18 protein-coding genes and 4 pseudogenes are annotated in these 20,812 nt (G+C 60.4%); 15 read left to right on the top strand and 7 right to left on the bottom strand.

Annotation, left to right across the window (positions count from 1 at the left end; translation table 11 throughout):
• Positions 1-144 precede the first annotated feature (144 nt).
• The 3 genes from B4968_RS14395 (at position 145) to B4968_RS24570 (ending at position 1,747) form a co-directional block, all read left to right on the top strand.
• Positions 145-717, top strand: coding sequence for a peroxidase-related enzyme (locus tag B4968_RS14395; RefSeq protein ID WP_083100067.1), 573 nt, complete (start codon positions 145-147; stop codon positions 715-717).
• Complete coding sequence (locus tag B4968_RS24575; RefSeq protein ID WP_241525758.1) at positions 714-1,064, top strand: hypothetical protein; 351 nt, start codon at positions 714-716, stop codon at positions 1,062-1,064. Before B4968_RS14395 ends, B4968_RS24575 begins: the two co-directional genes overlap by 4 nt.
• Positions 1,065-1,525: 461 nt before the next feature.
• Positions 1,526-1,747: an OmpA family protein gene (locus B4968_RS24570; RefSeq protein WP_241525757.1), complete on the top strand. Its 222-nt coding sequence runs from the start codon at positions 1,526-1,528 to the stop codon at positions 1,745-1,747.
• 244 nt (positions 1,748-1,991) lie between these two features.
• Here the strand turns inward: B4968_RS24570 and B4968_RS14385 are convergent, their stop codons facing one another.
• The gene (locus B4968_RS14385) at positions 1,992-2,909 is read right to left on the bottom strand and encodes a LysR family transcriptional regulator (protein WP_083100064.1); all 918 of its coding nucleotides are present in this window, start codon (positions 2,907-2,909) and stop codon (positions 1,992-1,994) included.
• Between the two features lie 319 nt (positions 2,910-3,228).
• Here B4968_RS14385 and B4968_RS14380 point away from each other — a divergent pair, with 319 nt between their 5' ends.
• The 3 genes from B4968_RS14380 to B4968_RS14370 all read left to right on the top strand — a co-directional run bounded on the left by B4968_RS14380 (position 3,229) and on the right by B4968_RS14370 (position 4,544).
• On the top strand, positions 3,229-3,684 hold the full coding sequence (locus B4968_RS14380; protein ID WP_083100081.1) for a DUF4399 domain-containing protein: 456 nt from the start codon (positions 3,229-3,231) through the stop codon (positions 3,682-3,684).
• A gap of 166 nt (positions 3,685-3,850) precedes the next feature.
• Positions 3,851-4,183, top strand: coding sequence for an NIPSNAP family protein (locus tag B4968_RS14375; protein WP_083100061.1), 333 nt, complete (start codon positions 3,851-3,853; stop codon positions 4,181-4,183).
• A 10-nt stretch (positions 4,184-4,193) separates the two neighbouring features.
• Positions 4,194-4,544: an antibiotic biosynthesis monooxygenase family protein gene (locus B4968_RS14370; protein WP_083100059.1), complete on the top strand. Its 351-nt coding sequence runs from the start codon at positions 4,194-4,196 to the stop codon at positions 4,542-4,544.
• Positions 4,545-4,781: 237 nt separating this feature from the next.
• Here B4968_RS14370 and B4968_RS14365 read toward each other — a convergent pair whose 3' ends face one another.
• Positions 4,782-6,809, bottom strand: a complete 2,028-nt coding sequence (locus tag B4968_RS14365) for an NADPH-dependent 2,4-dienoyl-CoA reductase (RefSeq protein WP_083100058.1) — start codon at positions 6,807-6,809, stop codon at positions 4,782-4,784.
• A 188-nt stretch (positions 6,810-6,997) separates the two neighbouring features.
• Between B4968_RS14365 and B4968_RS14360 the strand changes: the two genes are divergently transcribed.
• A complete protein-coding gene (locus B4968_RS14360; protein ID WP_083100057.1) occupies positions 6,998-7,480 on the top strand; it encodes an RNA pyrophosphohydrolase in 483 nt (160 codons plus the stop codon).
• A 184-nt stretch (positions 7,481-7,664) separates the two neighbouring features.
• Here B4968_RS14360 and B4968_RS14355 read toward each other — a convergent pair whose 3' ends face one another.
• Positions 7,665-8,564 carry an EamA family transporter gene (locus B4968_RS14355; RefSeq protein ID WP_083100056.1) on the bottom strand — a complete coding sequence of 300 codons (900 nt, stop codon included), beginning with the start codon at positions 8,562-8,564 and terminating at the stop codon, positions 7,665-7,667.
• A gap of 82 nt (positions 8,565-8,646) precedes the next feature.
• On the opposite strand from B4968_RS14355, the gene B4968_RS14350 reads away from it, so the two are divergent.
• Positions 8,647-9,135: a MarR family winged helix-turn-helix transcriptional regulator gene (locus B4968_RS14350; RefSeq protein ID WP_083100055.1), complete on the top strand. Its 489-nt coding sequence runs from the start codon at positions 8,647-8,649 to the stop codon at positions 9,133-9,135.
• Between the two features lie 225 nt (positions 9,136-9,360).
• Here B4968_RS14350 and B4968_RS14345 read toward each other — a convergent pair.
• Positions 9,361-10,349 (bottom strand): annotated as a pseudogene (locus B4968_RS14345) (adenosine kinase).
• Positions 10,346-10,990: pseudogene (nth, locus tag B4968_RS14340) on the bottom strand (endonuclease III). Before nth ends, B4968_RS14345 begins: the two co-directional pseudogenes overlap by 4 nt.
• A gap of 209 nt (positions 10,991-11,199) precedes the next feature.
• Here nth and B4968_RS14335 point away from each other — a divergent pair.
• From B4968_RS14335 to B4968_RS14315, 4 genes and pseudogenes are all read left to right on the top strand, one after another.
• A complete protein-coding gene (locus B4968_RS14335; protein WP_083100053.1) occupies positions 11,200-12,069 on the top strand; it encodes a methylated-DNA--[protein]-cysteine S-methyltransferase in 870 nt (289 codons plus the stop codon).
• Between the two features lie 393 nt (positions 12,070-12,462).
• Positions 12,463-13,134: a helix-turn-helix transcriptional regulator gene (locus B4968_RS14325; RefSeq protein ID WP_241525756.1), complete on the top strand. Its 672-nt coding sequence runs from the start codon at positions 12,463-12,465 to the stop codon at positions 13,132-13,134.
• 159 nt (positions 13,135-13,293) lie between these two features.
• Positions 13,294-13,951, top strand: a pseudogene (locus B4968_RS14320) (YiaD family glycine zipper/OmpA-like lipoprotein).
• A 122-nt stretch (positions 13,952-14,073) separates the two neighbouring features.
• Complete coding sequence (locus B4968_RS14315) at positions 14,074-14,916, top strand: HTD2 family dehydratase (protein ID WP_139792847.1); 843 nt, start codon at positions 14,074-14,076, stop codon at positions 14,914-14,916.
• Between the two features lie 132 nt (positions 14,917-15,048).
• Here B4968_RS14315 and B4968_RS14310 read toward each other — a convergent pair.
• Positions 15,049-16,088, bottom strand: a pseudogene (locus B4968_RS14310) (NAD(P)/FAD-dependent oxidoreductase).
• A gap of 73 nt (positions 16,089-16,161) precedes the next feature.
• Between B4968_RS14310 and mnmC2 the strand changes: the two are divergent.
• The gene (gene mnmC2 / locus B4968_RS14305; protein ID WP_083100045.1) at positions 16,162-16,830 is read left to right on the top strand and encodes a tRNA (5-methylaminomethyl-2-thiouridine)(34)-methyltransferase MnmC2; all 669 of its coding nucleotides are present in this window, start codon (positions 16,162-16,164) and stop codon (positions 16,828-16,830) included.
• The gene (locus B4968_RS14300; protein ID WP_083100042.1) at positions 16,827-17,744 is read left to right on the top strand and encodes a DMT family transporter; all 918 of its coding nucleotides are present in this window, start codon (positions 16,827-16,829) and stop codon (positions 17,742-17,744) included. The genes mnmC2 and B4968_RS14300 overlap by 4 nt, the downstream gene beginning before the upstream one ends.
• Here B4968_RS14300 and B4968_RS14295 read toward each other — a convergent pair.
• On the bottom strand, positions 17,703-19,670 hold the full coding sequence (locus tag B4968_RS14295) for a lytic transglycosylase domain-containing protein (RefSeq protein WP_083100039.1): 1,968 nt from the start codon (positions 19,668-19,670) through the stop codon (positions 17,703-17,705). The genes B4968_RS14300 and B4968_RS14295 overlap by 42 nt on opposite strands.
• 139 nt (positions 19,671-19,809) lie before the next feature.
• Between B4968_RS14295 and dapA the strand changes: the two genes are divergently transcribed.
• Entirely contained in the window at positions 19,810-20,682 is an 873-nt protein-coding gene (dapA, locus tag B4968_RS14290) for a 4-hydroxy-tetrahydrodipicolinate synthase (protein WP_083100037.1), read from the top strand.
• The last annotated feature ends 130 nt before the right edge of the window (positions 20,683-20,812 follow it).

The raw sequence follows: 20,812 nt of genomic DNA, 5'->3' as shown, positions 1-20,812 counted from the left end.
GCCGCCACCGAGATGGCGGTGCTGTGCACCAAGGAAAACACCGGTGCAAACAGGCTCTATGCCTCCCTCGGCATGACCTGCTGCGGACAATATCACTATCGCCATTTGCCTTCAGGCCAATTGCATTCAGGAGAGTAACATAAAATGACCGATCAGACCCCTCCCACCGCGCTGGACCTGCCGCCGTTGGACCCGCTGCCCGCAGGCATGCAAAAGTATTTTGACATCTGTCAGCAAAAGCTGGGCATGGTGCCCAATGTGCTGCGCGCCCATGCCTTTGATGAAAACAAACTCAATACCTTTAGCGCGCTCTATAACGAGCTGATGCTGGGCGACAGCGCCCTGAGCAAGCTGGAGCGCGAGATGATCGCCGTGGTGGTCTCGGCGGTGAACAGCTGTTTTTATTGTCTGGCCGCACATGGCGCCGCTGTTCGGGCGCTGTCGGGCGATCCGAAACTGGGCGAGATGCTGGTGATGAACTACCGGGTGGCACCGCTGGATGCGCGCCAGCGTGCCATGCTGGATTTTGCCGTCAAGGTCACCAAGGCCAGCACCGAGATCGAGGAGGCCGACCGTGAGGCTCTGCGTCAGGTTGGTTTCAGCGACCGCGATCTCTGGGACATTGCCAATGTCACAGGGTTTTACAACATGTCCAACCGTGTCGCCAGCGCTACCGGCATGCATCCAAACGACGCCTATCACGCGCAGTCCAGATGAAACGCAGCCTCGCCGTCCTGGCCTTGGGCGGCTGCCTTGCGCTGCCTCTGCTGTCTCTTTCGGCGCGGGCCGAAGAGGCGGCAGAGACAGCGCTGCAGCTGCCTCTGGGCGCAAGTGCGCTGTCCAGGCGAGAGACGGCGCTGGGCACCTATGCGTTGCCGGTGGGGGCGTTTTCCGCATCAGGCATCCCTCTGCGTCTTGAAGAGGGGCATATCCTGCGGCGCACCTGGCAGGTCCGGGGGAGTGCATCTGTTTTGCAGGTGCTTGAGCCGCTGCGCCGCCAGCTGGAGGCGGCGGGGTTTGAGATCCTGTTTCAATGCGAGTCGCCGCCAGTGTGGCGGTTTTGATTTTTGCTTTTGCATCGAAGTTGTGCCTGCGCCCGACATGGTGATCAGCCTGTCTGACTATCACTTTCTTGCCGCCGCCAGGTCTGACAGTTCTGGCGGGCCTGACAACTCTGACGGGCCTGACAGCGCTGATGGGCGCGAGGCACCGGCAAATGATCCCATACCTAAGACACAGGTGGTGTCGCTGTTGGTGTCGCGCAGTGGCCAGGCTAACTATGTTCAGCTGATCGAAGTCTCCCCCCTGGAGCAGGCGCCCATTGCGCCCCTTGCGATCGTAGCACCCAAATCCCGACGCCTAAGACGGCCCCCGGCCTTGCGGTGCGGCTGCAGCAGCAGGGTCATGCGGTGCTCAACGGGCTTGTGTTTGAGACTGGGGCGGCAACTCTTGGGCAGGCTTCAGCCCCCAAGTCTTGAGAGCCTGGCAGCTTTTTTGACCGCTGAACCAGAGGCAAAAGTTCTGATTGTGGGCCAATACGGACAGTATCGGCGGGCTTGAAAACAACCAAGCACTGTCGCAACGTCGCGCGTCAGTGGTCAAAGAGGCGTTGGTTGCGGGCTATGACGCTGATCCGGATCGCATTGAGGTGGCCGGCGCCGGCTATATGGCGCCTGTCGCCAGCAATCTTTCTGTCGAGGGGCGTGAAAGCAATCGTCGGGTCGAAGTGGTGCTGATCGCGGACTGAGCCATAGCGGTATTACGGTTCGGGGTGATCTCGGTTCTAGGCAGGTAGGCGAGTGCAAATGCGCACCATGACGGCGCAGATGAGATCAGTCTGCGACCCAGTCACTCGGCAACCTAGGCACTCGGCTACACAGGCACTCGGCAACGCAATCACCCGGTAACATGGTCAGTGCAAAAAATACCCCCGCAAACGGCGGAGGTATTTCTTGTGGGCAATCGTTTGTGGGCAAAGCTTTAGGAGGGAGTTACGAGGACTGCTGCCAGTTCTCGGAGTCCTTGCCGGCAAACGAATGCGCCAGGAAATCGATGAAAGCACGCACCTTGGGCTGGGTGAATTTGCCAGGAGGATAGACGGCATAAATGCCTTGGGTCTCAATCGGCAAATTCGGCATGACGTCTTCGACCAGACCTTCCTGCATGGCCTCAGAGTAGAGATAGCTGGGCAGGTAGGCGATGCCCAACCCCGAGATCGCCGCATTGAGCAGAGACTGTCCATCGTTCACCGAGAGCCAGCCGGTGGTCCGGACCTGACGTTTTTCTCCCGAGGGTGCGGTGATCTTCCAAACATTGCCGCTGGACTGGTTGGAATAATGCAAAAGCTTGTGGCTATTGAGATCGTCGATCTTTTGCGGCCGACCAAACTGTTCCAGGTAGCCGGGAGATGCGATCATCCGTTTGGTGGTCTCGGTGAGTTTGCGTGCCTTGAGGGTGCTGTCTTCCAGCTCGCCAATGCGCAGGGCCATGTCAAAGCCCTCGGAAATCAGTTCGACATAGCGGTTGTTCAGCACCATGTTCACAGTAATATCGGGGAAATCACGCAGGAAATCCGACAGCACCGGCGACAGGTGATTGACGCCAAAATCCGTCGCTACAGAGATCCGCAGCAGGCCCGATGGCGCGGATTGCATCGAGGTGACCAGCGCGTCCGCTTCGCCGGCATCATTCAGCACACGGCGGGCACGGTCATAGTGGGCCAGGCCAATCTCGGTCGGCGAGACCCGCCGGGTGGTGCGGTTCAGCAGTCTGACGCCCAGTCGGGTCTCCAGGCTGGACACGTGTTTTGATACAGCGGATTTTGAAATCCCCATCTTCTTTGCCGCGTCGGTGAACCCGCCTTGGTCCACGACATTGGCAAAGGCCTCCATTTCGGTCAGTCGATCCATCAACAGGTTCCTCTGATAAGCTTCTTCTCAGCCTTGGTTTGATGCCGAAATCAGGCAAGAACGGGGCGCTGGTGGGATAATTGCAGGGTTTTCACGAGATCGTTCGCCCTACGGAAACAGCCAGGTGGCGCGTGTTCTGCCCGTTTTTCGCCTCTTAAGGGGCTGGTATGTCTTGGAATTGGGGTTTTGGCGCAATCGTGGCAACAAAGACAGCAGGGCTGCTTGCTGCGCTTTTTTGCGTGAATTGACCACACGGTTGCTCGATTTGCAGCGCTTTGCGCTAAGGTGGCGGGATGAAAACAGTTTAAGGGAGATGATTATGCGACAGCTCAAAACACTATCGGCTGCAATTTGCGCAGCGGCCTGCCTGACCACGCCAATTTGGGCGGGCGGCGAAACGCTCTCAAACCCAGAGGCAAAGGTCTATTTCGCCAATCTTGTCGATGGGGCGACTGTCACTTCGCCTGTCACTGTGGTCTTTGGCCTGTCTGGTATGGGGGTGGCCCCTGCGGGCACCGAGAAAGAGAATACCGGTCATCATCATCTCCTCATTGATCGCCCAAGGCTGGGCGAAGGTGAGGATGGCGCGGATGAGCTGTCCAATGGCATTATATCGGATGAGCATCACCTGCATTTTGGCGGTGGCCAGACCGAGGCCGTGGTAGAGCTGACGCCCGGGACGCATACGCTGCAGCTGGTCTTGGGCGATCTGGGACATGTGCCCCATAGCACGCCGATTGTTTCGGATGTGATCAACATCACCGTGTCCGAGTAAGGGTTCGCTATGCTCTGGGGGCCGTATTGGATGCCCGCAGCAGGAGGCACGGGGTGGGTCAGCACGCTGATTTTGGTGTAAAAATAAGGAAATGCTTCGATCAGGAGCGAAGCATTTCCATCTGATGGTCAGTAGAGACAGGGATCTCTGACAAAAGGACCCAGATATGCTCACTTGTATTATCCGCTACCAGATTGATCCGACCAAGCTTGAGGCCTTTAGGCGCTACGCCCGGAACTGGGGTGAGGCCATTCCGCGAAATGGTGCCGATCTGGTCGGCTACTACGCGCCGCATGAAGGATCAGCCACCCAGGCCTATGGGATCTACAACATACCCAATCTTGCCGCCTACGAGGCCTACCGGGCCAGGTTGGCGGCGGATCCTCTGGGCCGGGAGAACTACGCATTTGCGCAAAAGGAACGCTTCATCCTGCGAGAGGAGCGCAGTTTTTTGAAACTGGCCTCAGCGCCCCAGCAAACCCCAGAGCAAAACCTATAGGAGAGCGGTTGTGATTGCTGTCATCTTTGAAGTCCAGATTGCCCAGGGTCAGAAACAGGCCTACCTTGATGTGGCCGCCACGCTGCGCCCCATGCTGGAAGAGATCGATGGGTTTCTGTCGGTGGAACGCTTCCAAAGCCTGAGTGCTCCGGACAAACTGCTGTCATTGTCTTTTTTTCGTGATGAGCAGGCTGTGCGTGACTGGCGCAGGCTGGCAGAGCATCGGCTGGCGCAGGAAAAGGGGCGCGCTGGGATTTTTTCGGACTATCGCCTCAAGGTGGCAGAGGTGTTGCGTGACTATGGCCTGCAGGATCGTGATGAGGCTCCGGAAGACAGTCGCAAGATCCACCAAACGGGCTGATTTCCCCCAAGAGAAAATCCTGAAGGCAGCCGCTCCCGCCCGTCGTTGGCTTTTGACAAAGCCGCCTCCCGTTGGGCCCAGCGCCGCGCGCGTGCGCGCGGCGCTGTGCCCAAGGCCGCACAGAAGGTGGCCCGGCAAAGCCGGGAAGCCTGCGGGCGCGGGAGAGCTACCTTGTTGCTTGCACCACCCTCCGGCGGAGAGTGGTGAAAGCATTTGTGGAATTTGGAGGAAGTGGAGCTAGAGGCTGGCGGCCAGCCGGGTGCCCTGGTTGATGGCGCGTTTGGCGTCCAGTTCAGCGGCGATATCGGCGCCACCAATGACGTGGCATGAGATCCCCTTGGCCTCAAGTGCATCAGCAAGGCTGCGATCAGACACCTGCCCGGCACAGAGCACAAAGGTATCTGCGGCGATCACGGTTGGTGTTGCACGCTCCTCGCCAAAGCTGACATGCAGCCCCTCATCGTCAATGCGCTCGTAGTTCACACCACCAACAAAATTTACGCCTTTCATCTTCAGTGTTGCCCGGTGGATCCAGCCAGTGGTTTTGCCCAGACCTTTGCCATGCGCCTGCTTCTTGCGTTGCAGCAGAGTGACCTCACGGGCGGGTGCTTCGGGCTGGGGGCCTTCGGGGGCGAGGCCCGAGCGGTGCTCGGCGGGGTCAGATACGCCCCATTCCTTCATCCATAATGGCAGGTCCTCTGTGGGGCTTTTGCCTTCGTGCAGCAGGTATTCACTGACGTCAAAGCCAATGCCGCCAGCTCCAATCACCGCAACAGTCTTACCAACGGGCTTCTTATGGCGCAGCACGTCGATATAGCTCAGCACATCTGCGCGGTCCTGACCGGGAATGTCGGGATCACGCGGGACAACACCAGTGGCGATGATCACCTCGTCAAAACCACTGAGATCCGTGGCCGAGACCTCGCGGCCCAGTTCCAGGGTAATGCCTGCCTGAGCCACCATGGTACGATACCAATCGACCAGACCCCAGAATTCTTCCTTGCCCGGCACCTGCTTGGCCATATTGAGCTGGCCGCCGATTTCATCAGCCCGGTCAAAAATAGTGACCCTGTGCCCGCGCTGCGCCGCCGCCAGACCGGTCGAAAGGCCGGCAGGACCGGCGCCGACAATGGCCACAGATTTGACCACCTCAGCCGTCCCGATCACCAGTTCGGTTTCGTGGCAGGCCATAGGGTTCACCAGACAATAGGTCAGCTTGCCGCCAAAGGTATGATCCAGGCAGGCCTGATTGCAGGCAATACAAGGCGCGATCTGCTCGGCCTGGCCGGCCTTGGCCTTGGCGACAAAATGCGCGTCCGCCAGCATGGGGCGTGCCATCGACACCATATCGGCGCAGCCCGTCGCCAGAACCTCTTCGCCGACTTCCGGCGTGTTGATCCGGTTTGAGGTGATGACTGGAATCGACACCTTACCCATCAGTTTCTTGGTGACCCAGGCAAAGGCTGCCCGTGGCACCGAGGTGGCAATGGTGGGAATGCGGGCTTCGTGCCAGCCGATGCCGGTATTGATGATCGTGGCGCCGGCCTTCTCAACCGCTTGCGCCAGCTGAACCACCTCGTCATGGGTTGATCCATTGGGCACCAGGTCGATCATCGACAGGCGGTAGATGATGATGAAATCCCTGCCCACGGCCTCACGGGTGCGGCGTACCACGTCAATGGGCAGGCGCATGCGGTTCTCGTATGATCCGCCCCACCGGTCTGTCCTCTTGTTGGTATGGGTGACCAGAAATTGGTTGAGGAAGTAGCCCTCGGAACCCATGATCTCAACCCCGTCATAGCCCGCCTTTTGCGCCAGCACGGCGGCATTGACGATATCGGCGATTTGCTTCTCTATTCCGTCCTCGTCCAGTTCGTTCGGCGGAAAGGGAGAGATCGGCGATTTCACCGGGCTGGGCGCGACACATTTTGGCCCATAAGAATAGCGCCCCGCATGCAGGATCTGCATGGCGATCTTGCCGCCCGCCTCATGCACCCGTTGGGTGACGATGGCGTGACTTGCGACCTCTTCGTCATTGGTCATCTTTGACGCCCCCGGCAGGACCGAGCCTTCGAGATTGGGGCCAATGCCGCCAGTGACCATCAGGCCAACATCGCCACGGGCGCGCTCAGCATAGAATTCTGCCACCCGGTTCCAGTCTTTGGTCTCTTCCAACCCGGTGTGCATTGAGCCCATCAGCACGCGGTTCTTCAATGTGGTAAATCCGAGATCCAGCGGTGCCAGAAGATTTGGGTACGCAGTCATAACACTCTCCCTTATCAGTTAGGGACAAAATTGCCTTGCGCCTGCCCCATTGTCACGCCTCAACGCGGCGTCACCCTCTTGCTTGCCCCGGCGACACCGGGTCTAAGGGGGATGCTAGGGCATCAGAGGCCGCGTTCAGCCTTGCTTTACCAGCGGTTCTGTGCCGCCCATCCGCCGAGGAGATCCCAATGACACCGGAAGACATCGCCAAGCTGCCCTATCGCCCAAATGTTGGCGTGATGCTGATCAATCAGACCAACCATGTCTTTGTGGCGCAGCGCAAGGACCGCTTTCAGGATGCCTGGCAGATGCCCCAGGGCGGGATCGACCGGGATGAGGACGCGCGGGTTGCGGCCCTGCGTGAACTGGAAGAGGAAACCGGCGTGACCCCGGATCTGGTCGAGATCATCGCCGAAAGTGACGGCTGGCTGCTCTATGATTTGCCGCATGACGTGGTGCCAAATTTCTGGGGCGGCAAGTATCGTGGCCAGGAGCAGAAATGGTATCTGATGCGCTTTCTGGGGCAGGACGCACAGGTCAATCTCGAGACCGAACACCCCGAGTTCTCGGCCTGGTGCTGGCAGACGGTTGAGCACCTGGTGGAAAAGATCGTGCCCTTCAAGCGCGAGGTCTATGCCCGCGTGGTGGAAGAGTTCAAAGCTCATTTTTGAGGCGCAATTCGTACTGACCTGCCGGGCTGCTCAAGATTCAGGTCAAGATACAGGGCCAGCCCGGCCCTGAGTACTAGCGCAGGCACAAGGTCCCCGGGCGTCGGCCCCGTGGTGCGCCCTGTAGTGCGCCCTGTCGTGCGCCCGGTGGTTTCAGTACTCTGCGCCCGGCACCCGCTTCGTGGCTTCAGCGCTCTGCGTCTGGGCTGGCGGCGGCTTTCAGGCGCTTAGGCCCCAGTCTTGCTTGTCCCAGCCTTGCTTGTCCCAGCCACAGGCTGAACAGCGCAATTGTCGCGCCAGTGAGTTGCAATGGCGTCAGGCTTTCCCCCAGTATGATCCACCCCAAAAGCACAGCCGAGAGCGGGCTCAGCACGCCCAGCAGCGAGGCCTTGGCGGGCTCGATCCGTGCCAGGCCGCGAAACCACAGCAGATAGGTCAGCGCACCGCCGATCAGGCTCATGTAGGCGAGACCGATGATATTTGCGCCCGAGAGCACGGGGAGTTCTTCAAGCCCCAGCATGGCAAAGGGGATCAGCAACAGCCCGCCGGCGGTCAGCTGCCAGGCGGTAAAGGTGAGCGGTGGCACGGGCGGCTGCCACCTGCGGGTCAGAACCACCCCGGCCGCCATCGAGGCTGCTCCCCCAAGCCCGGCCAACACGCCCCAGACGTCGAGTTTTGCGGCTGGGGTCAGAACCAGCAGAGCAACGCCAAAGATGCTCAATCCCGCAGCCATAACTGCCGCAGGCCGGATCGGTGTTTTCAGGGCGTAGGCCGAGAAGAACACCACCAATAACGGCTGCGCTGCGCCCAGTGTGGCCGCGACCCCGCCCGGCAGACGATAGGCGGACACAAAGAGCAGGGTCCAGAATAGCGAAAAGTTGAGCGCGCCAAGGATCATGAGCCGCAGGATCCAGCTGCGCGGCGGCAGTTGCCGTACGATCATCAGCAGCAAAAGGCCCGCCGGAAGCGCTCTGAGCAGCGCGACCAATAGGGGTGACTGCCCCGGCAAGAGGCTGGTGGTGACGATATAGCTGCTGCCCCAGATGGCGGGAGCAAGAGCGGTGAGGGGAAGGTCCAGACGGGACATTTTCGAGTCTCCACAGTTTATCTTGATATCGAGATAAATGATTAAATCTTGACGTCAAGATAAGTTTGGAGCAGGCTTGGGTATGGATCACGTAGATTTTATCACTGAGCAATGGGCCCGGGAACGACCGGATCTGGATGTCAGCGCCATGGCGATCATCGGGCGCGTGGCGCGGCTGTATCTGGCCTATCAGGACGGCATGCAAAAGACCTTTGCCCGCTTTGGTCTGAATGCGGCCAAATTTGACGTTCTGGCAACCCTGCGCCGGGCGGGTGCGCCCTACCGGCTCTCGCCGGGGGATTTGCTCAAGGCGACTATGGTTGCGTCAGGGACGATGACAAACCGGATCGCCCGGCTCGAATCGGATGGTCTGGTGCTGCGTCAGATCAATCCGGCAGACAGTCGTAGTTTTCTCATTGAGCTCAGCCCAAAGGGACTGGCCTTGATCGACCGGATGCTGGAGGAGCATGTGGCCACACAAGAAAGCCTGCTGGTGGCTATGCCGATGGAGGAACGCGTTGCCTTTAAAACGCTGCTGTCTCGGGCTCAGATCGCGGTAGAGCAGGCCTGACGGGTCGTTTTCTCCAGGCAGCAGTCTTTGCTCTATTCGGATAAAATAAACCTCTGAAATGGGACGCGGGCGCAGGGGGCGGCTTTGCCGCGCCCTGCCGGGCCCAACGGGAGCTGCCCGCCTTTAGGCGGGTGGCGACGGGCGGGAGAGATACGCTCTTGTGGTGCCACGCCCGTGTTCCCGTTCCCGTGCCTGTCAGGCCGCCAGTCAGGCCGCCTGCCTGACTTACAAAAGCCCGGCGTCGCGCAGCAGCTCTTGCATGTTTGCTTGGGGCGGGGGCCGATATGGCTGATCACTTCGGCAGCGCAGACATTGCCTATTTTGGCGCAGGTCTCCAGATCCCGACCCGTTGCCAGACCAAACAGGAAACCGGCAGCAAACTGGTCGCCGGCGCCGGTCGCATCCACCGGCACAACCTTTGTCACAGGCACATCAAAGCGCGCGGCACCATTGATAACACTGACCCCGTCACCAGAGCGGGTGCAGACCACCAGTGGGCAGATGGCGGCAGTTTTTGCCAGTGCCGCTTCCAGATCGTCGGTTTCAAACAGCGATTTGATCTCGTCTTCATTGCCAATGACAAAATCCAGATCATGCTCAATCAGCTGTAAAAAATCCGCCCGGTGGCGTTCCACGCAAAACGGATCTGATATGGCGATACCGGACTTGCCGCCGCCCTTGCGGCAATCGCGGGCCGCTTCCAGAAAGGCGGATTTACCCTTGTCCTTGTCAAACAGATAGCCCTCAAGGAACATGATCTGGGTACTGCCGGCAACCTCATTGGGCACGTCAGCGCTGCTCAGCTCGGACGAGATGCCCAGATAGGTATTCATCGACCGCTCGCCATCGGGTGACACAAAAATCATCGACCGCGAGGTCGGCAGCTCACCGCCTGCGACGGGGGGATTGACAAAATCCACCCCATCTTCGTTCATCGCATCGGCATAGAAATGACCCAGCGTGTCGTCATGCACCCGACCGATAAAGGCCGCTTCAAGACCCAGGGCACCCGCACCGGCGATGGTATTGGCTACGGATCCACCGGGGGTTTGCACCCGGCCTTCCATCGCGCCATACAGCACTTCGCCCCGGTCGCGCTCGATCAGCTGCATGATGCCTTTCTCAATGCCCATATGGGCGAGAAAGCTGTCATCGCTTTGCGAGATCACGTCGACAACCGCATTGCCGATGCCAACGATTTGATAAGTTTTCATAGGTTCTTGTCCTCATATTGACAGAGATCTCGGATCAGGCAGGTGCCGCAGAGTGGTTTGCGGGCCTTACAGTGATAGCGCCCATGCAGGATCAACCAAATGATGGGCGTGTTGCTGGAAATCTGCAGGAATATTGTCTTCAACGGCGCGTTCAACAGCATCCACATCCTTGCCTGGCGCGATACCGGACCGGTTGCCAACGCGAAAGATATGGGTGTCCACCGCCTGTGCCGGTTGGTGCCACCACATGTTCAAAACCACATTGGCGGTCTTGCGTCCAACGCCGGGCAGCGACTGCAGGGCGGCGCGTGAATTGGGCCCCCCGCCGCCATAGTCATCCACCAATATCTGGCTGAGCTTGATGACATTCTTGGCCTTTTGGCGAAACAGGCCAATGGTCTTGATGTGTTCGGTCACCGCCTCAAGGCCGAGATCCAGCATTTTTTGTGGCGTGTCGGCGATTGCAAACGGGGCGCGCGTTCCTTGTTCACGCCCGCATCCGTTGCCTGCGCAGACAGGGCCACAGCCACCACCAGCGTGTAGACATTAACATGCTCCAGCTCGCCCTTGGGCTCTGGTTCCGCTGCCTGAAACCGCGTGAAAATCTCGCGGATAGTATGATAATCGAGTTGCTTTGCCATCGCCGGTCTTATGGCCCTTTGGGCAAAGCCTGCGCAAACAAAAAAGGCAAACAAGGTTTCAAACCTATTGCCGCACAGGCCTTGCTGCAACAGATCCCGCACCCCGCCGGGGCAATCGCGCGGGCCCCGGGGCTTTTCGCAAGTTTCGGGTCGCCTGCAGCCAACCCCAGCAGCTATATTTGTCAGCAAGACCAAGCAGAGGTACGCAGATGACGATCCAGGCCAGCGAACAGAGTTACCATTACGGCGTTATGCGTCGCGCCATTGAGCTGATTGATGCCGGGGGCGATGATCTGCCGCTGGAAGAGCTGGCAAAACGTATGGATATGAGCCCGGCGCATTTTCAGCGTCTGTTTTCCGCCTGGGTTGGGGTGTCGCCCAAGCGCTACCAGCAATATCTGCGGCTGGGACATGCCAAGACCCTGCTGCGCGACCGCTTCTCGACGCTTGAGACCGCCCATGCGGTGGGCCTGTCTGGCTCTGGCCGCCTGCATGATTTGTTTCTGCGCTGGGAGGCGATGAGCCCCGGCGAATACGCCCGCAAAGGCGCGGGGCTTGAAATTCTCTGGGGCTGGTTCGACAGTCCCTTTGGTTTGGCGCTGGTCATGGGCACCCAAAAAGGCATTTGTGGTCTGGGATTTGCCGCCGAAACCGGTGCGGAGCCGACCATGGCGGACATGCGGGCGCGCTGGCCACAGGCCGTCTTTATTGAGGATCCCACGGCGCTGCGACCGCTGGTTGATGCCGCTTTCAGTCAATCGGGTGAAACCGCGCTGCATCTGATTGGCGCGCCATTGCAGATCAAGGTCTGGGAGGCGCTGCTGTCGATCCCGGATGGCCATGTCACCAGCTATTCGGAACTGGCAAAGGCCGTGGGGGCGCCAAAGGCCGTGCGCGCTGTGGGCACAGCCGTTGGGCGTAACCCGGTCAGCTGGTTGATCCCCTGCCACCGGGCGTTGAAAAAATCTGGTGAGCTTGGCGGCTATCATTGGGGCCAGCCGGTGAAACGCGCCATGCTGGCCTATGAGGCCGCCCGTTCAGAAGAGCAGGAGTCACGGCTGGAGGCCAAACAGGCCTGAGACTGGGGGCGGTCCCTGACAGGGCTTTGGTTGGTCAAACCTTTGGATCTGAAAACTCGAAAATAGGATATCCAAGACCCCACTCTGTGCGGCGTGTTCCGCGCCGGATCTTTGCTCGCTTTTTCACCCTCAACCGATCCCGGTGGCGCAGTTCTGCGGCTTCGAATTCGATCTCATGGGTGGCTTGTCTGTGAGCGGGCGTCTGTCGCGTTTGCTCACACCGGTCCAGCCCCATGGTCACAAGCACGATCCAATCATATGAATACATTCGTCTGTTCCTTGTTGTGGTTTTGCTGATCGTGACAGACCTCTGCTGACATGCTGCTGTCAGCAGGGCATGCTAGGGTGTCAGCAGGGACATCAGCAGGAGGTGGGCATGGCGCGCTCGGACGGTTGTTTGAAATCATTCAGATTCTGCGGGCTGCCCCGGCACCGGTGCGGGCCGAGGATCTGGCGCAGACGCTGGAGGTGTCAAAACGCACGATCTACCGCGACATTGCAGCCCTGCAGATGATGCGCACCCCGGTCGAGGGCGAGGCCGGGATCGGCTATGTGCTGCGCACCGGCTATGATCTGCCGCCGCTGAATTTTGATGCCGAAGAGATTGAGGCCCTGCATGTGGGGTTGGCCATGCTGGTGCGTACCGGTGACACGGAACTGCAGCAGGCGGCCAAGCGGGTCAGTCGCAAGATCAAAGACGTGCATGCCGCTGCGGACTGGTTGCAGGTGGCGCCCTGGGGCGCGCCGCAGGATGACCCTGACAAGGGCTGCGTGTCCGTGGCGCTGCTGCGTCAGGCGGTACGGGCCTCGCAAAAGCTCAGGATCAGCTATCTGAGCAACAGTGGCGCGATGAGCCAGCGGGTGCTGCGTCCTCTTGGCCTGATCTATCATGTGGATACTATTCTTTTGGCGGCCTGGTGTGAGCTGCGGGGCGGGTTTCGCCATTTTCGCACTGGCCAGATCCATGCTGTCGATGTGCTGGACGAGGCATTTTGCAGTGAGGCACAGGTTTTGCGCGGACTTTGGCTGCAACAGGAAGGCTCTACCTATGTTCATTGCGTTTGAGCCAGGTCGCGTGCCCGTCGAAAAAGCCATCCAGTGCCGCATTTTGCGCAGTATTTCGCCGAGACCGCGACACTGGTGCTTGAGCCAGACGCCGCAAGTGCCGATATATGAGGAAAGCGGTGCAGGACTTGCATCGGATGAGCAGATAAAGGTGTCGAAATGACCATTTTGAAAATCTCCAGCGCAGGCCTGCTGGCCGCTACTCTTGGGCTCACCGCCTGTACGGACACAAATGCCCTGCGCCAGCCCGGTGACAAAGAGCGCAATGGCCTCATTACCGGTGCCATCTAGGGGCGGGGCTGCTGGCCTGTCCAATTCCAGCAACAAGGGTCCAGCCGTGGTTGCCGGGGCCGCAGCCGGGGCGCTGCTGGGCGGCGTGATTGGCAGCCAGCTGGACAAGCAGGAGGCCGAACTGCGTCAGAACCTGTCCTCCAGCAGGATCACCATCGTGAACACAGGTGACCGTTTGATCGTGTCGCTGCCCAATGATCTGACCTTTGCCACGGATAGTGCCGCTATCAGCCCCGCTGTGACGGCGGATCTGAGACAGGTTTCGCAAAGCCTGGTACGCTATCCTGACAGCACCGTTCAGGTGGTTGGCCATACGGACAGCGATGGTGAGGCCGCCTACAATCAGGCGCTCTCGGAGCGTCGGGCAAACACGGTCGCCGATCAGGTTCAGGCAGGCGGTGTTCCCTATAATCGGCTGCGCACCCTGGGACGCGGTGAGGGGCAGCCGGTGGCCAGCAATCTCACACCGGAAGGCAAGGCGCAGAACCGTCGGGTCGAGATTATCATTGTGCCAACTGCGAGCTAACGATTAGCCGGTAGGGCGACCTGCCACAGGTCTTTTGCAAGGGCTGCCCTTCGGGGTGGCCCTTTTTCTATCTGCTTTTTGTATCTGCTTGCTCCCGGGGCGCTTGGCGTTAAGGTTTGGGCATGCAGAATGATCAACATAACGCGCCTGAGGCTGCTCAGGACATCATCACAATGACCGATGTGCTGGATCCGGCACGGGCAGGGGCGCTGCAAGTGGCCTTGGGTCAGCAACTGACCCTGGCCGAGGGCTCTGAGCTGCCACCGTTTTTTCACCAGCTTTACTTTTGGAAGCCCGAGCCGCCGGCGCGTTTGGGGCGGGATGGTCATCCCCGACAGTCCGTGACAGGACTGATCCCGGATCTTGGCCTGCCGCGGCGCATGTGGGCGGGGGGACGCCTGCAGTTTGAGCGGGCTCTCAGGGCGGGCGCCGTGGCAGAAAAACGTTCGGTTTTGGAAAGCTCTGGGCGCAAGGCGGGGCGCAGTGGCCCTTTGGGTTTTGTCACCCTGCGCCATGAGATCTGGCAAGACGGGGCGCGCTGTCTCAGCGAGTGGCATGATCTGGTGTTTCGCGAGGATCCGGATCCGGCGGCTAAAAAACCTGTGCCGCCGCAGGCTCCACAGGATGAGCTGCAGGCACGGCAGGTCACATTCGACACAACCCTGCTGTTTCGCTATTCGGCGCTGACTTTCAACGGGCATCGCATCCATTATGATCTGGAGTATGCCCGCGAGGTTGAGGGGTATGCGGGGCTGGTGGTGCATGGGCCCTTGTTGGCGCAGCATCTGATGCTGCTGGCACAAGAGCTGTTGGGACCATTGGCGGAATTCTCTTTTCGCGCCACCGCGCCCCTGATGCATTTTGAAGAGGCGACGCTGTGCTGCAAAGGGCCAGATCTGTGGGTGCGTGCGCCGGATGGACGCCTGTGCATGCAGGCCAGTGCAACCCCCAAAGGGGCGGTTTGAGGCGCATAAAGGACAGGGGGGGGGGGCTCCCGCGCCTTTTTGACGTTCAGCAGGGCTGAAAATCAAAAGAAGCCTTGGGCCCGGCGCTGCCCTGCGGGCAGCGTGCAGTCCCTTGCGGGGGCCGCGCGGGGCTCACAGGCTGTCTGCGACGGTAAACCCTTTAGGGATCGCATCAATTTGGTCGAGCATCAGTTTGGCCATGACCTCAGCCACCTTTGGGGCCATGCCAAAGCCGATTTTGAAGCCGCCATTGGCAATAAAGTGCTTCGAACGGCCGGGCCAGGCGCCGAGCATTGGGGCGCGGCTTTTGGCGCGTGGGCGCACGCCTGCCCAGCGTTCGATGACCTCGACGCCTTGCAGGGCTGGCACGGCCTGCTGCGCCCGGCGCAGGATATCGTCCAATTGCGCGTCGGTGCTGGTGGGGTCGTCAAAATCGCGCTCGCTGGTGGAGCCGATCGCAAGGGCGCCATCGGCATGGGGGATCATGTACAACCCGTCAGAATAGAGTTGCGGCGCCAATCCTGCATCAAAGCGCAAAAGGGCCGCCTGACCTTTGACGCCGGTGCCTGCGGGCCTGGCAAAGGCCTCGTTCAGCTCCAGGAGACCGGCGTAGCCCTTGGCGTGGAGGACCAGCCCCTGATCAGGGGCTTCTGGTTTGATCTCAACCCCCTGTGCCGCAAGGGCCGCCACCAGGGCGGCGCAGGCACGACGCGGATGCATGCGGCCGCTCAACGTATCATATACCACCAATCCAGGGGGGCTGGGGGGGCACCAGGAGCCAAGCTCCGCAACCTGCCGGACCTGCCATTTTGCATGGGTTTGCCACAGCGTGCGCGCAGTCTCTTCGCGCTGATAGGCCAGCGCCACGGCGGGCTCATCTTTCAGGGGCTGCAAACGACCAATGCGGCCATAGCCGGGAGAGCGCCGCCGCAGGCTTCGACCTGAGCCCAGAACGCGGCTGCCATCAGCAGGCTTTCCAGCTGGAACTGCTTTTTCGGGTTCCAGTTTTCCGGCACATGCGGCGCCAGGGCTCCGACAAGACCACCGCTCGAGCCCGAACCTGCCCCAAGGGGGTCGACCACCTGCACCTTTGCGCCACGTTGCACGCAGGTCCAGGCGATTGCCAGACCAAAGACGCCGGCGCCCCGCACGGTGATATCTGCCATTGCCATTTTCCAGCCCTTTCGCCAGTGTCGCGCCAGTCTCAGGGACCAGAGTTCCCTCCATCATCTAAGGGATAATTGCATGGCAGACCAGCAGGCTCGCCTGAGCTGGCGCGAAGATCGCATTCCGGTCTCGGACCAATTTGATGACCCCTATTTCTCGATTCACGATGGCCTGGCTGAAACCGAGCATGTGTTTCTGGGCGGCAATGAGCTGCCCGCGCGGTTTGCCCCCGGTTTTCATGTGGCCGAGCTGGGATTTGGCACCGGCCTCAATATGTTGGCGGCCTGGCGGGCCTGGGAGGAGAGCGGCCAGACCGGCGCGCTGCAGTTCACCAGTTTTGAGGCCTACCCGATGGCGCCTGCAGATATGGCAAAGGCGCTTGAGGCCTTTCCGGATGTTGCCCCCTGGGCGGCGCGGTTTCTGGACAGCTGGCAAGGCGGAGGCTGCTGCGATCTTGGCACGCTGCAGCTCAATGTGATCATTGGCGACGCCCGCGTGTCGCTGCCAAAGTGGACAGAGGCAGCCGATGCCTGGTTTCTGGACGGGTTCTCACCGGCCAAAAACCCAGAGCTGTGGCAGGAAGATCTGTTGCAGGCGGTGGCAGATCATACGGCGCCTGGCGGGAGTGCGGCCACCTATACGGCAGCAGGTTTTGTGCGCAGAGGGCTGGAGGTGGCCGGGTTTAGCGTGAGCCGTATTGCGGGATTTGGCCGCAAACGACATATGACAAAGGCGATTTTGGCATGAGCAAGACACCGGCCAGTTCTGATAGCAAAAGCAGCCCAGACCCCCAGAGCAACAATGTGCCCTTTGGCATTTTGCTGATGATTGGGGCCACCGTTGTCTTTGCGCTGCAGGATGGTATCTCGCGTCACCTCGCAGGTACCTATAACACCTACATGGTGGTGATGGTGCGCTACTGGTTCTTTGCTGCCTTTGTAGTGTTTCTGGCGATGCGTGCCCCCGGCGGTATCCGGGCAACCGCGCGCAGCAGCCAGCTGGGCCTGCAGATCTTTCGCGGCGTCTTGCTGGTGGGTGAGATCTGCGTCGCCGTCTATGGCTTTACCGTGCTGGGTCTGGTTGAAAGCCAGGCGGTGTTTATCTGCTATCCGCTGCTGGTGGCAGCCCTCAGCGGCCCATTGCTGGGCGAGAGCGTTGGCTGGCGGCGCTGGTCAGCCATTGCGGTTGGCCTGATTGGCGTGCTGGTCATCCTGCAGCCGGGTTTTGGCGTGTTTAATCCGCTGGCGGTGATCCCGCTCATCTCGGCGCTGATGTTTGCGGTTTATGGCCTGCTGTCGCGCTATGCGGCGCGCCTGGACACCACGGCCACCAGCTTTTTCTGGACCGGTATTGCCGGCATGGTATTAATGACCATGGTAGGGGTCTGGTTTTGGGAACCCATGCTGCAGAGTGACTGGATCTGGATGGGGCTGCTTTGCGTCTCTGGGGTCACCGGCCACTGGCTGCTGATCAAATGTTACGAGGTCGCCGAGGCCAGTGCTGTGCAGCCCTTTGCCTATTTCCACCTGATCTGGGCAGCCATGCTGGGGGTTGCGGTGTTTGGCGAAATTATCCGCCTCAACGTGGCCACCGGCGCGGCTATCATCATCGGCGCCGGCCTATTCACCCTTTGGCGCGAAAGCCGCAAGGCTCGCGCCTGACAGCTCCTTTGTAAACGGCACTGGCAGCGCCGTCTTGCCCAGACGCGCGCGGTAGACCGGCAGGCTTTCGGTGACCCGCATCACGTAGTTGCGGGTCTCGTTAAACGGGATGTGTTCAATCCAGTCGACAATGTTTGGCGTGCCATCGCGCGGATCACCATAGCGCTGCATCCAGGCAATCGGGCGCCGGGGGCCGGCGTTATAGCCCGCAGCCATCAGCACCACATTGCCCTGAAACTCTGCTGCCAGTCCCGCCAGATACTGACTGCCGAGCGTGGCATTGTAGTCCCATTCTGCCGTCAGGCGGGAGGTGTCATGTTTGGCGAGGATATCCAGCTGGCCGGCGACCAGTTTTGCCGGGCCGGGCATCAGCTGCATCAGCCCGCGGGCGCCTGCATGACTGATCACGACCGGGTCGAATTCGCTTTCGCGCCGGGCAATGGCCAGGGTCATCTCGGGGGCCATCGGCAGGTTCTGCTCTGCGACGGGGGGTAGCGGGGAGTAGGCGTCGGCCAGTTCGGTGCCCGCCTGTGCGGCGCGTTTGGCAATCATCACGGCCCGATGCGGCTCACCCAGCTCTACTGCCATCTGGCCCAGCTGCTGCGCCTGCAGGGCGGGCAGGCTTTCGACCTGATGGGTGAAAAAGCGCTCTGCCAGTGTCAGGTCGCCTGCCTGAAGCAGCAATAACCCGGCCTCATTGACCGAAGAGTTGAGGAAAGCCGCACTGCGCCAGGGCGGCAGCGATGGCGGTGTGGCAAGGTCAGGGTGAAACCCCCGCCCCAATGCTTCTGCCGCCAGAAGCCCGTAGAAGGACGTCTGATACTGTGCGCCTTTGGCATAGGCCTCATGCGCCTTGTCCACGACGCCAAGCGCGGCATAGGCGCGCCCCAGCCAATAGCCGCCACGCCCGACTGAAATCGGTGTCTCTACCGAGGCAAGGAAGCGTTCAAAGTGATAGGCCGCCAGCTCTGGATCGTTGAGTTTGCGCAGGGCGATATAGCCTGCCAGCCATTCGCAGTCGGAATAGCCATAGCCGGCCTTGGTATGGGCAAAGTGATGCGCCGCCAGCTGGTAGGCACGTTCATGTTTGCCATCCCGCATCAGCTGCCGCGCCAGATCCCGGCGGCGGCGCAGCCATTTCTCTGGCTGTCCCAGCGCCTTGGCGCTGGTGCTGCGATCCATCATCAGGGCAATGGCGGCGTCTTGCCGACCCGTTTGGTCCCGCCAGACAAAGCGATCATAGGCAAGGCCGGGGTCATCCTGCAGGGCTGCAGGAATGGCCTCGATCAGGGTGTCGACGCCCTTTGACTTTTTCTGCAGCGCGATGCGGGCCTCTGCCAGCGCCCGCGTGCCGTCCGCCACAAGCGGCAACATGCGGTGCGCGCTCACATCATGGCGATCCCAGAGCAGTTGGTCGAGGCGCTGCGCGTGGTGCGGTTTGAGCAGTTTGCCGTGCTCTTCCAGATAGGCGGTCTGTGTCTCTTCGCTCATGGGCATGCTGCGCCAGGCCCGGATGAGTTCGCCCGTTGCGGCTTTTTGGTCGCCGCGATGCAGGTAGGCGCGCGCCAGGCTGGCAGCACCTTCGGGTGTTTGTGGTGGCTGCTGCGCAAAGAAGGCCAGCACCCGTTTGTGGGATTTCTCGATGATCTGCTCTTCGTTGCGGCGGCGCAGATAGGGCAGACCGGGCCAGTCCGGGCGCCGGGCCAAAAACGCCTCTACATCCGCAGCGCTGCCTTCTTTGGCCCGCAACCGGTGCCATTCAACAATGTCATGCGACACCGTGGCCAGGGGGCCTGCCTCGGCCAAAGCCTCAGTCCATTGCTTGGCGCGCACCAGCTCAAGGGCACGCGTCAGGGTGCCGGCTTCGGCTTTTGCGGCCGCGCCAAGGGTCAGGATCAGCGATATCAGGAGCAGAATGCGTGTCATGTCTTGCTTTTATAGTGGAACCGGGGATAGAGCCATTGACGATAATCCGAGAATGGCTGGTATCAACTCAATTTCCAGTCATGTCCACACTGATGGCGGGCCTCCGCCTGCCAAGACCCAACACTAAGGGAGCGCACCCATGTTTAAAGGCTCTATGCCAGCCCTCGTCACCCCGTTTTCAAACGGCGCGTTGGATCTGGATGCGCTTAAACGCTTGGTCGAGTGGCACATTGCCGAAGGCTCAACCGCCCTGGTGCCGGTTGGCACCACCGGTGAAAGCCCCACCCTCAGCCATGACGAACACGAGGCCGTTATCGCCGAGGTGGTCAAGGCCGCCGCAGGCCGTGTGCCGGTGATTGCCGGTGCTGGCTCTAACAACACGGTCGAGACGATTCGTTTTGTCGAGTTCGCCCAGAAGGTTGGCGCTGATGCCGCGCTGGTGGTGACGCCCTATTACAATAGACCGACTCAGCGCGGCCTGATTGCGCATTTCACCGCAGCGCATGACTGCGCCGATGTGCCGATCATCATCTATAACATCCCGGGCCGCTCTGTCGTCGATATGACACCGGCCACCATGGGTGAGCTGGCCAAGCTGCCCCGCATCATCGGCGTCAAGGATGCCACCGGCGATATCGCCCGTGTCAGCCAGCAGCGCGCCTCTTGTGGCGCCGATTTCGTCCAACTGTCTGGTGAGGATGCCACGGCACTCGGCTTTAATGCCCATGGCGGCATTGGCTGCATTTCGGTGACGGCCAATGTGGCGCCGCGGCTCTGCGCAGAGTTCCAGGCTGCAACGCTTGCGGGCGACTATGCCAAGGCGCTGGAGTATCAGGATAAACTGATGCCCTTGCACGAAGCGATCTTTATCGAGCCAGGCCTGGTAGGCGCCAAATATGGTCTGAGCAAACTGGGGCTGTGCAGCAACGAGGTCCGTTCACCGCTCACGGGTCTCGAAGACAGCACCAAGGCCGCAATTGACGCCGCCATGGCGCATGCAGGCCTGTTGTAACAGCGCAGGCCCCTGACAGGTCAGAGATTTCAAAAGGCCCTGCAAAATCTGCAGGGCCTTTGTCGTCTCCGGCTTAAGGTCTGTTCAGGTCTTTGCGATGACCCCGGGCTACATCTTGTCTGAGCTTCAT

Origin of the sequence: Pseudophaeobacter leonis, assembly GCF_002087335.1 — a bacterium.
GTDB lineage: Bacteria > Pseudomonadota > Alphaproteobacteria > Rhodobacterales > Rhodobacteraceae > Pseudophaeobacter > Pseudophaeobacter leonis.
Note: the sequence above shows the minus strand (reverse complement) of the source record. Positions and strands in the feature narration are given on the sequence as shown.